The following is a 13,938-nucleotide window of genomic DNA, read 5'->3' as shown; positions in this document are numbered from 1 at the left end:
CCCCTAACCCCTCTTTGCTAAAGAGGGGAATTATAGTGTAGGGATTTATAATTCTGATGTTTTATTCTAATCATTTATACATAAAGACATATAAATATGTCATCTAGAGTTAATTTAATAATGAAATTCCCCTCTTTAGCAAAGAGGGGTTAGGGGAGATTTGTCAGCTACATTATTTTAACTGCTGATAAATCTTCTCCGCCCCTTGCCACACACCGTGATCAAAGCAATAGGTATATTTCATCGGGATGCTGACAAGTGGTTGGTTTTTGAAAAAATCTTGCAACATAGGGTGTTGCAGCAATTCGGCTTGTGTATTGTAACCTTGTTTGTCGGTCAGAGAAATCAGTACATTCGGTTGACTTAAAATCACTTTTTCTAATGAGAAATTTTGTGCGGTAAGTGGCGTTTTTAACGGTGTTAATCCGAGTAAATTTAACAGCATAGGATATTGTGGGTAATAACTTTCTACCACACCTGTTTCCGATAAAATCAGTGTGTCAGTAAGCGGTCGATTTAAGTGAAAGTTTTGTGATTTTAGTTTTGTTACTAAATCAGTCGCCTTTTGCTCATTCCCCAGTTGTTTGCCTAATTCTAGAATCAGCGTAAATAATTCATCAGGCGTTTGTGGGCTGTCGTTAATCGGGATAATCTTCACACCGAGTTTTTTCAGCTCCGCGACTAATTGTGGATAAAAAGTTTCATTAATCAGAATAGTTTTATCCAAATAGGGCAATAATTCCGTTAATTGCGGTTCTAGTACAGGTTTGTCGGTATTAATTTTATCCAACATCATCAACGGTTTTTTCGAATAAGGCGATTGAGCAGCAATTTGCGAAGGCTCAGCCAGTTCGATAAGCAGTCGGTCACTGCAAAGCGTAAGCGAGACAAATTGTTCCGAAGCCTGAGAGGTAAACGGAAGGAAAAGTGCGGTTAAAATTAAGCGAGTTTTTTGCATATAGATAATGATACGCTACGTCATCAAGAATGTAAAAAGGCGTGCTAAGCACGCCCTTGTTAGTAGGTAATAATTAGAACGATCCTTTCAACCCAACGTAAACATTACGTCCTTCTTGGCCATAGCCCAGTACGTTTTCGTATTTTTTATTGAATACGTTGTTAAGGTTTGCATAAATCGTCAAGCTATCCGCTACTTTATAGTTCACGCCTAAGTTTGCCAAGGTGTAAGATGGCAATTTCACTTTATGTGTGCTGTAAGTTGGTGAATAGTAGGTATCCATACGTTTGCCTGTGTAAGATACATTTACATCCGCACCCAATTTTTCAGTGATTTGGTATGCTAAGCCCGCGTTCGCCAAATGTTTTGGACGACGAGCTAATTCAGCACCTTTACTATCTCGAGTTTGCGTGTAGGTGTAGTTAGCATAAGCAGTTAATGCATCGGTAACTTTACCGTTGTATGCTACTTCAACACCTTTTACTTTACTCTTGCCTTCAAGATTTACTGCGCGGCTTGCATAAGTGGTAAAGTTGATTACTTCGCTGCTAATTGCGTTTTTCACGTTGCGAGCGAAATAAGTCACATCAAAGCTGTGACGGTTGTCATAAGTTTCAAATAAGAAGCCAACATCGCCCCCTAAACTTTTCTCGGGTTGTAAATTTGGGTTGCCGATATAGCGCGCGTTGTAACCGTAATATTCAGTGATTGTCGGGTTTTGAATAGCTGAACCGAAACTTGCGTGTGCTTTCACATTATTGTGTAAACGGTAAGCGCCGGCGATACGGCCCGTCCATGAGTTTTCGTATTCAGAGCTGTCAGTGTAACGACCACTAATATTTAAACTATGATCTGCATCGTGCAATAAGCGATATTCTGCTGCTAAGCTTTTCTCTACAAGTTTTTTATTACCCGCATTATTGAAATAAGACGAGTTAAAATCTGTTTTTTGATAGTCAGTTAAGAAGCTTAAACCTTGTGTGAGGCTGCCGTCACGATCGAAATTGACATCTAATTGATAGTTTGCGTTGAGTTTTTTCGCATCGTAAGCCGATGTGTAGCCAAGGGTATCGCTGTCAGTTTTGAGATGGCTTATCCCAACCTTGTGTTTAAGTAATTCATCATTATTACCTAAGAAACCGCTTAATTTGAATAAGGTTTCACGTGTGCGGGTGTAGTGGCCTTTTTCATCCGTTGCGCTGTTATCAAAGTTAGCAGTTTGGCTGCTGTGAGAGGTTAAGAAGTCGAAACCTTTTTGGTTATCGTCATAGCCGAAACGAAGAGAGGCGTTATCACGGTGGAATTTATCGCGTTCGCTTGAACCACCTGTGCTGACCGCTGTGCCATCTTGCGCGGTGTAGTTAAAATGGTTTTTGCTGAGTGCGGAAATGCCCTTGGTGTGGTGACTGTCACCATGTAAAGCATAATAGAAATTGTTGTTTGAGCCTGAAAGGGTCAATGAACCATCTACCGTACGATTCGAGCCAGTGCCAAAATCGTAATCAACGTTGAAGGTTTTGCCTTTTTCTAAGCCTTTTTTCGTGGTGATATAAATCACACCACCCATGGCATCACTTCCCCAAAGGGCAGATTGTTCGCCGCGTAATACTTCGATGCGGTCAATGTTGCTTAATGCTAAGCCACCGAAATCAAAGCCATAACCAGAAACAGGGTTCACTTTCACGCCATCAATAATCACTGCAGTGTGGTTTGCATCCGCACCGCGTAAGAATACATTGGTTAATGTGCCACGGCCGCCCGACGTGCTCACGGCTAAACTTGGCACAGTTTTCAACACATCACTGACATAAGTTGCACCACGCTGTGCAAAATCTTTTTCCGTTAAAACGGTAACGGATGAAGCGGTTTGATGAAGGCTGGTTGGCGTAGCGGAGGCAGAATAGACGTTAATCACATCTAATTTTGCCACGTCTTCAGCGCTCGCTAATGCTGGAATCGCTAATAAAATCGCGGAAGTAATCACATTTTTTTTCATTTTAAAATCCCTAGGGTAAAAGTCTGTATAAAATCGCCAGCAGTTTACACATTAGAGGCTTGGCGCGCAAACTTCTGGCGATGAAAATAACTCATCATCAAAATGAATGAAATTTAAGAGAAATAAAAAATTTAAGGATTTTTCTGACCGCACTTTTTCGCCTTTATCCGCCTTATAGTTTCAAGTATAATGCCTGTATTTTTCATCACATTGTTATTAAAAAAATTATGAGTACAAAATTCAACGTAAAAACATTCCAAGGCATGATTTTAGCCTTGCAAGAATATTGGGCAAATCAAGGCTGTACCGTTGTTCAACCTTTTGATATGGAAGTGGGCGCAGGTACTTCTCACCCAATGACCGCATTACGCGCATTAGGCCCAGAGCCGATGGCATTTGCTTATGTGCAACCTTCACGTCGTCCAACCGACGGTCGTTATGGCGAAAACCCAAACCGTTTACAACATTACTACCAATTCCAAGTGGTGATTAAACCGTCTCCAGATAACATTCAAGAACTCTATTTAGGTTCCCTTGAAATGCTCGGTTTTGATCCAACACAAAACGATATCCGTTTCGTGGAAGATAACTGGGAAAACCCAACTTTAGGTGCTTGGGGTTTAGGTTGGGAAGTATGGTTAAACGGTATGGAAGTCACCCAATTTACTTATTTCCAACAAGTAGGTGGTTTAGAATGTAAACCCGTAACAGGTGAAGTCACCTACGGTTTAGAGCGTTTAGCCATGTACATTCAAGGCGTAGATTCTGTATATGACTTAGTTTGGTCTGATGGTCCGCTTGGTAAAACCACTTATGGCGATGTGTTCCATCAAAACGAAGTCGAGCAATCAACTTACAACTTTGAATATGCGGATACCGATTTCTTATTCTACTGCTTTGATCAATACGAAAAAGAAGCGAAAAGCTTATTGGAATTAGAACGTCCGTTACCATTACCAGCTTACGAACGTATTTTAAAAGCAGCACACAGTTTCAACTTGTTAGATGCACGCAAAGCGATTTCGGTCACAGAACGTCAACGCTATATTTTACGCATTCGTGCATTAACTAAAGGCGTGGCTGAAGCATACTATGCTAGCCGTGAAGCCTTAGGTTTCCCTGGCTGTAAAAAATAAGGCGAAAAACGACCGCACTTTACGCATTAACACAACGATATAAGGAGAAAATGATGAAAGATTTTCAATACCCAGATGATATTTATACTGAAGCAGAAACTGATCCGAATACGCTCGCGAATTTAGGTCCATTGGCTAGATTAGCGGGTGTTTGGGAAGGTAAGCGTGGTGTGGATATCAACCCAAAAGCAGAAGGGCCAGAAAAAGATCCTTATATCGAACATTATGAAGCCCATCCGACAGATGGTCAAACTAATGGTCCGCAACTCTATTATGGATTGCGTTATCACGCTCATATTGTACAACCAGGCGAAGTGGAAACCTTCCACGATCAAGTGGGTTATTGGTTATGGGAACCTGAAACAGGCAATATTTTATTAACTGGCAGCATTCCACGCGGCCAAACGTTTATTGCTGTCGGTAATGCACCAGCTGATGCGAAAGAGTTCACTGTGAAAGCGGTACGCGGTTCACTAACAAACGGTATTATTTCAAATCCGTTCTTGGAGCGTTCATTTACCACGGAAAGTTTTGAAATGACGGTGAAATTCCATGATGATGGCACTTGGTCATATGATCAAACCACAACCCTGATTATTCCAAATTATGATGCACCATTTGAACATCGCGATCGTAACCGTTTAAGCAAAATTGGTGAACCAAAACTGAACCCAACTGCGGCAGCAGAACAAGAAGGTGAATAATGAAACCCATTCTTTATTATGCGGCAGATTGCCCAGATACAGCTCCATTTGTGGCAGAGTTAAAACGCTTGGGTGTGGATTATGAGGCCGTGGAAGTATTATCTTCCATTCCAAATTTGAAACAATGGTTGCGCTTGCGTGATCGTCACGCCGCATTTGATGATGCTAAAGCGCAAGGTTATGCAGGCTTTCCGGCATTATTGTTAGATGATGATCGCGTTATTTTAGATGAATCCAAATTAAAAGAGATTTTTTAAAGTAATGAAGAAAGTCAGTTTTTTGCAATTTTTATTTAGAATTGGTGATGACTATTTAATGTTTTTGCGAAATTTAACACCCGCTGTGTTGTTTTTATCACTCGCATTATTTATGTATTCTGAGCTGAATTGGACACATTGGGCGTGGAGTAATGTGCTCGTACTGTTTTTAAGTTTGGCTTCAGGGTTTATTGCACTCAGTGTCATGGCAATAAATACCGTCGCTTTTGTACGCAAGATGCTGAAAACCTTAAGAACACTAAGCGGAGAGAGCGAACTTGATGAAAATATTGGTACGCTCGCATTATTTAGAATGCTCTGGCTCGAAAGCAACAGTAAACAGCTAATCTTTTTTGCGGTAGTCAATATTGTGGCGGTATTTATGGTGTTAGTTTATGGCGCCAAATATGCCTTGAATTTTTATAGCTCAATTTCAGCATTAAATGATTAGGTCTTAAAGACATAATAGAAAGTTAGGTTAAGTCTCGAATATGAAAAAAACAGCCCTAAAACTCACCGCACTTTTACTTGGTTTGACGCTTGCAAGTAGTGTATTTGCGACAGAGAATCGCAAAAGTACACAGAATGCAGATTATGAGCTTGAGAAAGTCTTAATTTTCAGCCGTCATGGATTACGCTCCCCAGTGGAAAAAGACCCACAAGAGATGGCAAAATATTCCCCGTATGCGTGGGCAAAATGGGATGTGCCATCAGGTTATCTCACGGCAAAAGGTACAGTATTAGAAACCTACTTCGGACAATATTTAGGTCAATGGCTTGCGGATAAAGGGTTATTAACAACTGAACGTTGTGCATCAGGCGAAGGCATTTTCGCTTATGCGAATGGCGTGCAACGCACAATTGCAACGGGGCAAGCTATTGTGGCAGGGGCTTTTGCCGGATGTAATGTGCAATTACACCATCGCGGTGAAATTGGTTCAGAAAAAGATCCAATTTTTACTACAAAAGTCCACAACCCAAGCAAAGCCTTGATTGAATCTGCAAAAAATAATGTTGATTTAACCGCTTTACAGAAAAAATTAGCACCAAATTATGCGCTATTGAGTGAAATCATTGATTACAAAAATTCACCAAACTGCTTACAAAAAGGCGAATGTGATTTAGGTGGAAAAGTCGGTGAATACAGTATTAAAGACGGCAAGTCGGTCAAGATTACTGGTTCTATTAGCACCGGGAAGAAAATTGTCAGTGCATTATTGCTCGCGCATTATGTGGGTAAGCCTGATTCAGAAATCGCAAACGGCCGTGTGGATAGCCAAGAAAAATGGCGTGCAATTAACGAAATTAAAAACGAATATTACCGCACGTTATTTAAAAACAACGAAGCGCTGGCACAAAATGCCTCATATCCGTTGTTAGCATTTATTCAGCAACAGCTAAACAGCGAAAACAAAATTAACTTATTAGTTGGACACGATTCTAATATCGTCGCTCTGCTTGCGGCACTGGGTGTTGAACCTTATGAATTGAATGATTCATTAGAAAATATCCCAATCGGTGGCAAGTTACTATTTGAAGTGTGGAAACACAAACCCAGCGGCAAACTCAAATTTAAGTTGGATTATGTGTATCAAACCACCGAACAGCTGATTAACATCACGCCATTAAGTTTAGCGACACCACCAAACCAAACAGCATTAACCCTCAAAGGCTGTAAAAAAGATGAAAATGGCTTTTGTGATTACGAGCGTTTCCAACAGGTGTTGAGTAAGAGTATTGAAAACGGTAAGAAATAGCGTTCATGCAACCCTATGAAAAATACTTAAAAGAGAATTCGCAGAAATTGCGAGTGGATCAAACGGATGCGGAAAGAAAGCTATGGCAACGCATCAATCGAGATCAATTATTAGGATTTCGATTTAATCGACAAAAGCCACTTTTAAGTTATATTGTTGATTTTTATTGTGCGAAAGCAAAGCTGATTATCGAATTAGATGGCAGTCAGCATTATGAACTTGATTATCAGGAAAAAGACGCATTGCGAGATGCAGAATTAAATTCACTTGGTTTTACGGTGATGCGATTTAGCAATGATGAAGTAATGCGAGAAATTGAAAGTGTAGTAGAGCAGATTTATTTGTTTTTAGAGAATGTAAGGGCTGATTGAGTATGAGGTTGGATTAACCTCTGCCAAATCTCCCCTCCCCCTCTTTGCTAAAGAGGGGAAAATTCTTTATGAAACTAATAACGAATGATTTATTTGCATTTTCAATATAGGAACCATGTTAAAGTAAAATATAAAAATTAAAATATTCTGCGTTCCAATCCCCTCTTTAGCAAAGAGGGGGAGGGGAGATTTGGCAGAAGTGAAACCGGAGAAATTAAATTATTTATGGGTGGTTGGGTATATATTATTTCAAATAAAGCTATGCCTGGTATACTAAAAATTGGATATACAGAGCGAACGCCCTATATTCGTGCTTATGAACTTTACAATACAGGCTGCCCATATCCTTATAAAGTTGATTATTCTATTTATGTTAATAAACCTTATGAAGTAGAACAAAAAACACATGAGTTACAGCGTTCAACCAATGTAGGAAAAGAATGGTTTAGTTGTTCTCAAGAACAAGCAATAGAAGCGATTTCAAATGCGATTGAAATATGTGAAGCAGTAGTTAAAAAAATAGATCCACCTAAACCGACTCCAAGTGAATTGAATGATGTAATTAAAGTAAATCCAGATGTGTCTTATGTAATTAATAGGGATTCGATAAATAAACCAAAAACTAGGTATAATTCTTATTTAAGTATTAAACAGGGAAAAGTTATTCTTCAGTTTTATAGAGTATCTGATAAAAAAATATATGAAGATGGACTCGGTGAAATATATTCTGAATATCTAAGTAAAGTTAATGAATACCGAGATGAATATACTGATGTGATAAATGGAAATAAAAAAACAGACATTGTTGAAATACTTGGTAATTCACTATTTTTATTGGTTGTGCCATACATGTTTTTTCTTATGTTGATATTAGCGATGTTAGACTTAAGCAGGAGAACGCTTCAATCTCATTGGGTCTGTGTATTATTAGGCTATTTTATTTTAGCTATAATATTATCATTGTATTTCAGACATAAAGAAAATGAAAAGCAAAAAAGATTTAAAAGTTCTAGGTTTGAAGATGTATATAGCCAGGAAATTGAAGATTTAAACAAGAAAAAAGAAAAGAAAGTGTCTATTATGATGCAAAATTTATCCAATGATTTTAAAATTATTAAACTAGATTAAATAATGGTAAAACAATGACAACCCAAAACTTCCTAGTAGAAATCGGCACAGAAGAGCTGCCACCAAAAGCTCTCAAAACATTAGCGACCTCTTTTGCGGATAACGTTGAGGCGGAATTAAACCAAGCGGGCTTATCATTCGACAAAATCGAATGGTTTGCGGCGCCGCGTCGTTTGGCGGTGAAAGTATTAAACTTAGCAACACAGCAACCGAGCAAAGAGATCGAAAAACGTGGTCCGGCAGTGTCAGCTGCCTTTGATGCAGAAGGTAAACCAACTAAAGCGGCAGAAGGCTGGGCGCGTGGTTGTGGAATTACCGTTGATCAAGCAGAACGTATTGCGACCGATAAAGGTGAATGGTTAGTTCACCGTGCAAAAATTGAAGGTCAACCGACCAAAAACTTGCTGAACGATATTGTGGCTAATGCCTTAGCAAAATTGCCAATTCCAAAACCAATGCGTTGGGCAGACAAAACCGTGCAATTTATTCGTCCAGTTCACACCGTGACTATGCTGTTAGGTGATGAGTTAATCGAAGGCGAAATTTTAGGTGTGGCAAGTGCTCGCACTATACGCGGTCACCGTTTCTTAGGCGAGAAAGAATTTGAAATTCAACATGCTGACCAATATCCACAATTATTGCGTGAAAAAGGTTCTGTGGTAGCCGACTTCAACGAGCGTAAAGCAGAAATTCTTGCAAAATCTCAAGCAAAAGCGACCGCACTTGGCGGCGTTGCTGATATTGAAGAAAGCTTGCTTGAAGAAGTGACCTCATTGGTGGAATATCCAAATGTGTTAGCAGCAAAATTTGAAGAACGTTTCTTAGCAGTGCCTGCGGAAGCCCTGGTTTACACCATGAAAGGCGACCAAAAATATTTCCCGATTTATGACAAAGACGGCAAATTATTACCACACTTTATTTTTGTATCGAACATCAACCCTGAAGATCCAACCGCGATTATCGAAGGTAACGAAAAAGTGGTTCGCCCACGTTTAACCGATGCGGAATTCTTCTTTAAAACTGACTTAAAACAAAAACTGGTTGATCGTTTACCACGTTTAGAAACTGTGTTGTTCCAACAACAGCTCGGTACATTGAAAGACAAAACTGACCGTATTGAACAACTTGCAGGCGAAATTGCAAAACAAATCGGTGCAGATGAAGCGAAAGCAAAACGTGCGGGTTTACTGTCAAAATGTGACTTGATGACCAACATGGTATTTGAATTCACCGATACGCAAGGTGTAATGGGTATGCACTACGCTCGTCATGATGGTGAAGATGAAGAAGTGGCAGTAGCATTAAATGAGCAATATATGCCACGCTTTGCGGGTGATGAATTACCTAAATCTTTGGTGGCAAGTGCGGTCGCTTTAGCAGATAAATTTGACACCTTAACGGGGATCTTCGGCATCGGGCAAGCTCCGAAAGGCAGTGCAGACCCGTTCGCATTACGCCGTGCAGCATTAGGTGCATTGCGTATTATCGTTGAGAAAAACTTGCCGCTGGATTTGGAAGATTTAGTGAAAAAATCCACCGCACTTTTCGGTGATAAACTCACGAATCAAAACGTGGTTACTGATGTGGTGGACTTCATGCTCGGTCGTTTCCGTGCATGGTATCAAGATGAAGGTATTGCGGTGGATGTGATTCAAGCAGTATTGGCACGTCGTCCAACTCGTCCTGCTGATTTTGATGCGCGCGTGCGTGCGGTTTCACACTTCCGTACTTTAGATTCAGCGGAAGCGTTAGCAGCAGCAAACAAACGTGTAAGCAATATCTTAGCGAAAGCGGATGCTGCAATTGGCGAGATCAATTTGACCGCTTGCGTAGAGCCAGCAGAAAAAGCCCTTGCTGAAGCGGTACTTGTATTACGCACTGAAGTACAACCGCTTATCGCGCAAAGTGATTACACGGCTGTATTAGATAAATTAGCGAACTTACGTGCACCGGTAGACAGTTTCTTTGATAACGTAATGGTAAATGCTGAAGATCCAGCATTACGCCAAAACCGCTTAGCGATTTTAAACACGTTACAAGGTCTGTTCTTACAAGTGGCGGATATTTCGGTATTGCAATAATAGATCTAAAAAGGATGGTCAATTTTCAAACGACCATCCTTTTGTATATAGACTTCAACGGATTATTTCTCTATAATCACCCGCACTTTCCCCCCTTAGCTCAGTCGGTTAGAGCAGGCGACTCATAATCGCTTGGTCACTGGTTCAAGTCCGGTAGGGGGGACCATTCACAGAGATCGCATTAGGCGGTCTTTTTTATTGCCTTTCTCTGATGCGTTTTAGGTTGTTATATCCTTTCAATAATTCAGCCCAATTTTCTTCATTGAATTGAATATTCATTCTGCCGACTTCTTTGACAAAAGAGCGGTGTAATCTTTCTAAGTTGCTTTGTTTCCAAAAATCGCCTGATTTTTGACCGCACTTATCGAAATCAATGAGCCAACATTTTTGTTCATTTCCAAGTTGTTGAACGAGAATATTGTGAGCGTTGAGATCCGTATGGCAAATTTGTAAATCATGTAACTGGCGAATTAATTTACCAATGGCTTGCCAGATATCATTCGGTAGCTGCTGGGTTTGCAAAAGTGCGGTCAGATCCTGGGCATTTTCGATCTTTTCAATCAATATATCCGCTTGGTAGCAAATACCTAATTTGCCTTTTTTAACACGTGCAGCAATCGGTTTGGGTACGGCTACACCTGCTTGATGGAGTTGATTTAAAAGCTGAAATTCCGCCACGCTGCGAGTTTCAGTAAATGATTGAAAACGATAGCGATCTTTGTTGAATTTTCCCCATAAACCACCGCGATAATAGTGACGAAGGGCTGTATTTACACCAAATAGATCTTTTGTATCCAGGAAGTAGGTTGTGCCACGTCCTTTGGCTGAACCGGTAATACGTTGTTGTTTTTCCCAAAACGCCGATTCAAAAAATAAAGCGGGCTCCGTTGGTTTTTCCGTGAGATTAAAAAGAAAGAATTGATTATCTTGTTGGAATTCAAGCATTTTAGTTGAACCGAATAATAGAAAATGCTCTCATTCTACTTTAAAATAGGTGGAAATTAAATGCGCGAGGAACTCAAATGTCCCATTCTCCACTTTTTACCTCTCCCCCTAAATCACTTTGTATTTTGCGTTTGTCTGCGGTGGGTGATGTTTGCCATGCACTTGCGGTGGTACAACATATTCAACGTTATTGGCCGCAAACAAAATTAACGTGGATTGTGGGTAAAACAGAAATGGGCTTGCTTTCTGGTATAGAAGGCGTGGAACTTGTTCCTTACGATAAAAAGAGCGGTTGGAAAGGCGTATGGAATTTATGGATGTTTTTGAAAAATAATCAATTTGATGCGCTTTTGAATATGCAGACGGCATTTCGTGCTTCTATTATCTCTCTTGGTATTCAAGCGAAATATAAAATTGGGTTTGGCAAAAAACGTTCTCGAGAAGGGCAGTGGTTGTTTGTGAATCGTCGAGTTCAAGATCCTGAAACGCCTCATGTACTAGATGGTTTCATGGCTTTTGCAGATTATCTTGGTGTACCACCGGCAGAGATGCTTTCTTGGCAATTGGCAATTTCTGATTCAGATCGAGAATATGCCAAACAGTTTATTGATCCTACACGTAAAAATCTGATTATTTCCCCTTGTTCTAGTAAAGTCGAGAAAGATTGGTTGATTAAACGTTACGCGGAGGTGGCGAACATTGCTCATCAACATAATGTGAATGTAATTTTTTGTAGCTCGCCGGCAAAACGTGAATTAGATATGGTGAAAAAAATTACCGCACTTTGTGACTTTCAACCGGTTGATGCTTCAGGAAAAACCAGTTTGAAACAACTTGCTGCATTAATTCATCAAGCAAATTTAGTGATTTCGCCCGATTCTGGTCCGGCTCATATTGCGACCACGCAAGGCACGCCGGTTATTGGATTGTATGCTTATCACAATCCATTGCGCACTGCACCTTATCATAATCTGGATAATGTGGTGTCGGTATATGAAGAAAATGTACAAAAAGAACAAGGAAAACCTTCAAGTGAATTGCCTTGGGCGACTAAATTAAAAGGCAAAAATTTAATGGCTGAAGTTCAGGTAGAGCAAGTGGTGGCTCAGATGAGAGCGTTGAATTTATTTTAAGTGCGGTCAATTTAAGAGATAAAAAAAGCCCTCAAATGAGGGCTAAAAGAATCATAAAGTTCCTTGCGAATTATTCGCCTTTTTGTGCGTTGTAAGCTTCTAATGCACGAAGAGAGTAGGTGTAAGCTGCACCTGCATTTAATGCGATAGACATCGCTAATGCTGCTGCCACTTCTTCTTCAGTTGCACCTGCTTTCACCGCTTCATCAGCGTGCACGCCAATACAGCTTTCACAACGTGTTGTTACGGCAACCGCTAATGCAATTAATTCACGGGTTTTAGCATCTAATACGTTACCTTCTGCTGCAGCCGCACCTAATGCGCCATAAGCTTGTAACATTTTAGGGTATTTTTTACCTAATGCACCGAATGATTTTTTAACGTGTGCTACATCATTTTTCCAATCTGCAAACATTGTTTTTCTCCTTAAATTTAGTACAAATTTCGAGAGGAATTATAAGCAGATTAGCGTATGATACTTGTCAAATTGTCTTAACTTTTAGACGGAAAATCTCACAATGGATTATTTAGATAAATTAACACAGCTGGCGCAAGTGCGAGGGGAAATTAATATTCGCTGCTTGTTTCAAGGGGATTGGCAAGTTGAACATCAGCCAGATGTGGCGGAATATCAAGGTTTATTTCATTTAATCGAGCAAGGTGAGTGCTGGGTAACCTTGGCGGGAAAACAGTTTCATTTGAAGAAAGGCGATCTCTTTTTTCTTCCTCAAAATCGACCGCACTTTTTGGGCAGTTCTCAACAAAAGAGAGAGAATAGCCAACAGAGAGAGCAATCAAATGCACTTTTTCATGTTCATCAAATAGGAGCAGGTACGCCCGATCTGAGGATGTTTTGTGGGACATTTTATTACCAAAAACCGTCATTATTAATTGATTCGTTACCAGATTATTTACATCTTTCGCTGCAAAATACACCTGTGCAGCCCTTGGTTTCACTTTTTTTACAAGAAGCCGAGAAACCAGAGCAAGGCACAAAATCCGTGATCGACGCACTATCAAATGTGTTGTTTATTTATATTTTGCGTCATGCACAGCAAATAGGTTTGCTCAATCAAGGCTTATTAGCCGCGTTACAGGATAAAAGGCTGAATCAAGTCCTTGAAAAAATTCTGTTTTCACCTCAATTAGATTGGAATATTGAGCAATTAGCAGAGTTGGCTTCCATGTCTCGTGCGACCTTTATGCGGATCTTTCAACAGCAACTCAGGATGCCACCAGGAAAATTTCTCACACAAGTGCGGTTAGAAATGGCGGCTGTTTTATTGAAAAATACGCAAAAGACCATTTTAGCGATCGCTCTTGAAGTAGGGTATCAATCAGAAGCGCATTTTAGTAAGGCATTTAAAGCAATTTATGGGCTTTCACCGAGTCAATTCCGCAAAACCTAGCCCATCGTTTAAAACTTACGTTATAATGACCGCACTTTAGGCGGCTCTGTCGCCTTTAATTTT

Annotated in this window: 14 protein-coding genes and 1 tRNA gene; 11 read left to right on the top strand and 4 right to left on the bottom strand. The window is 40.1% G+C overall.

Translation table 11 applies throughout. The annotated features are described in order from the left end of the window. Positions 1-172: 172 nt before the first annotated feature. Together HMPREF3020_RS08320 and HMPREF3020_RS08315 are read right to left on the bottom strand one after the other, a co-directional pair. On the bottom strand, positions 173-958 hold the full coding sequence (locus HMPREF3020_RS08320; RefSeq protein WP_070776170.1) for a substrate-binding domain-containing protein: 786 nt from the start codon (positions 956-958) through the stop codon (positions 173-175). A 73-nt stretch (positions 959-1,031) separates the two neighbouring features. Then, positions 1,032-2,954, bottom strand: coding sequence for a TonB-dependent receptor plug domain-containing protein (locus HMPREF3020_RS08315; RefSeq protein WP_070776169.1), 1,923 nt, complete (start codon positions 2,952-2,954; stop codon positions 1,032-1,034). Between the two features lie 227 nt (positions 2,955-3,181). On the opposite strand from HMPREF3020_RS08315, the gene glyQ reads away from it, so the two are divergent. The 9 genes from glyQ to HMPREF3020_RS08270 all read left to right on the top strand — a co-directional run bounded on the left by glyQ (position 3,182) and on the right by HMPREF3020_RS08270 (position 10,554). After that, a complete protein-coding gene (gene glyQ, locus HMPREF3020_RS08310) occupies positions 3,182-4,090 on the top strand; it encodes a glycine--tRNA ligase subunit alpha (protein ID WP_005695296.1) in 909 nt (302 codons plus the stop codon). Between the two features lie 53 nt (positions 4,091-4,143). Beyond that, complete coding sequence (locus tag HMPREF3020_RS08305) at positions 4,144-4,794, top strand: FABP family protein (RefSeq protein ID WP_070776168.1); 651 nt, start codon at positions 4,144-4,146, stop codon at positions 4,792-4,794. After that, positions 4,794-5,051 carry a hypothetical protein gene (locus HMPREF3020_RS08300; protein WP_049380690.1) on the top strand — a complete coding sequence of 86 codons (258 nt, stop codon included), beginning with the start codon at positions 4,794-4,796 and terminating at the stop codon, positions 5,049-5,051. Before HMPREF3020_RS08305 ends, HMPREF3020_RS08300 begins: the two co-directional genes overlap by 1 nt. A gap of 4 nt (positions 5,052-5,055) precedes the next feature. After that, the gene (locus HMPREF3020_RS08295) at positions 5,056-5,502 is read left to right on the top strand and encodes a hypothetical protein (RefSeq protein WP_070776167.1); all 447 of its coding nucleotides are present in this window, start codon (positions 5,056-5,058) and stop codon (positions 5,500-5,502) included. 40 nt (positions 5,503-5,542) lie between these two features. Beyond that, on the top strand, positions 5,543-6,808 hold the full coding sequence (locus HMPREF3020_RS08290) for a histidine-type phosphatase (protein WP_070776166.1): 1,266 nt from the start codon (positions 5,543-5,545) through the stop codon (positions 6,806-6,808). 5 nt (positions 6,809-6,813) lie between these two features. Further along, on the top strand, positions 6,814-7,179 hold the full coding sequence (locus tag HMPREF3020_RS08285; RefSeq protein ID WP_070776165.1) for an endonuclease domain-containing protein: 366 nt from the start codon (positions 6,814-6,816) through the stop codon (positions 7,177-7,179). A 225-nt stretch (positions 7,180-7,404) separates the two neighbouring features. After that, a complete protein-coding gene (locus tag HMPREF3020_RS08280) occupies positions 7,405-8,307 on the top strand; it encodes a GIY-YIG nuclease family protein (protein WP_070776164.1) in 903 nt (300 codons plus the stop codon). Positions 8,308-8,321: 14 nt separating this feature from the next. After that, positions 8,322-10,388 (top strand): glycine--tRNA ligase subunit beta, encoded by a 2,067-nt coding sequence (glyS, locus tag HMPREF3020_RS08275; RefSeq protein ID WP_070776163.1) that lies wholly within the window; start codon positions 8,322-8,324, stop codon positions 10,386-10,388. A gap of 89 nt (positions 10,389-10,477) precedes the next feature. Next, positions 10,478-10,554, top strand: a tRNA-Ile gene (locus tag HMPREF3020_RS08270). Positions 10,555-10,583: 29 nt separating this feature from the next. Here HMPREF3020_RS08270 and HMPREF3020_RS08265 read toward each other — a convergent pair. Then, complete coding sequence (locus tag HMPREF3020_RS08265; protein WP_049369791.1) at positions 10,584-11,333, bottom strand: 3-deoxy-D-manno-octulosonic acid kinase; 750 nt, start codon at positions 11,331-11,333, stop codon at positions 10,584-10,586. 77 nt (positions 11,334-11,410) lie between these two features. Between HMPREF3020_RS08265 and HMPREF3020_RS08260 the strand changes: the two genes are divergently transcribed. Next, on the top strand, positions 11,411-12,466 hold the full coding sequence (locus HMPREF3020_RS08260) for a glycosyltransferase family 9 protein (protein ID WP_070776162.1): 1,056 nt from the start codon (positions 11,411-11,413) through the stop codon (positions 12,464-12,466). A 70-nt stretch (positions 12,467-12,536) separates the two neighbouring features. Here HMPREF3020_RS08260 and HMPREF3020_RS08255 read toward each other — a convergent pair whose 3' ends face one another. Next, positions 12,537-12,881, bottom strand: a complete 345-nt coding sequence (locus tag HMPREF3020_RS08255) for a carboxymuconolactone decarboxylase family protein (RefSeq protein WP_005698020.1) — start codon at positions 12,879-12,881, stop codon at positions 12,537-12,539. A 103-nt stretch (positions 12,882-12,984) separates the two neighbouring features. Here HMPREF3020_RS08255 and HMPREF3020_RS08250 point away from each other — a divergent pair, with 103 nt between their 5' ends. Further along, a complete protein-coding gene (locus tag HMPREF3020_RS08250; RefSeq protein WP_070776161.1) occupies positions 12,985-13,875 on the top strand; it encodes a cupin domain-containing protein in 891 nt (296 codons plus the stop codon). The last annotated feature ends 63 nt before the right edge of the window (positions 13,876-13,938 follow it).

Source organism: Haemophilus sp. HMSC068C11 (assembly GCF_001815355.1).
Taxonomy (GTDB): domain Bacteria; phylum Pseudomonadota; class Gammaproteobacteria; order Enterobacterales; family Pasteurellaceae; genus Haemophilus_D.
The sequence above is the reverse complement of the archived record's forward strand: the minus strand, read 5'-3'. Positions and strand labels throughout refer to the sequence as shown.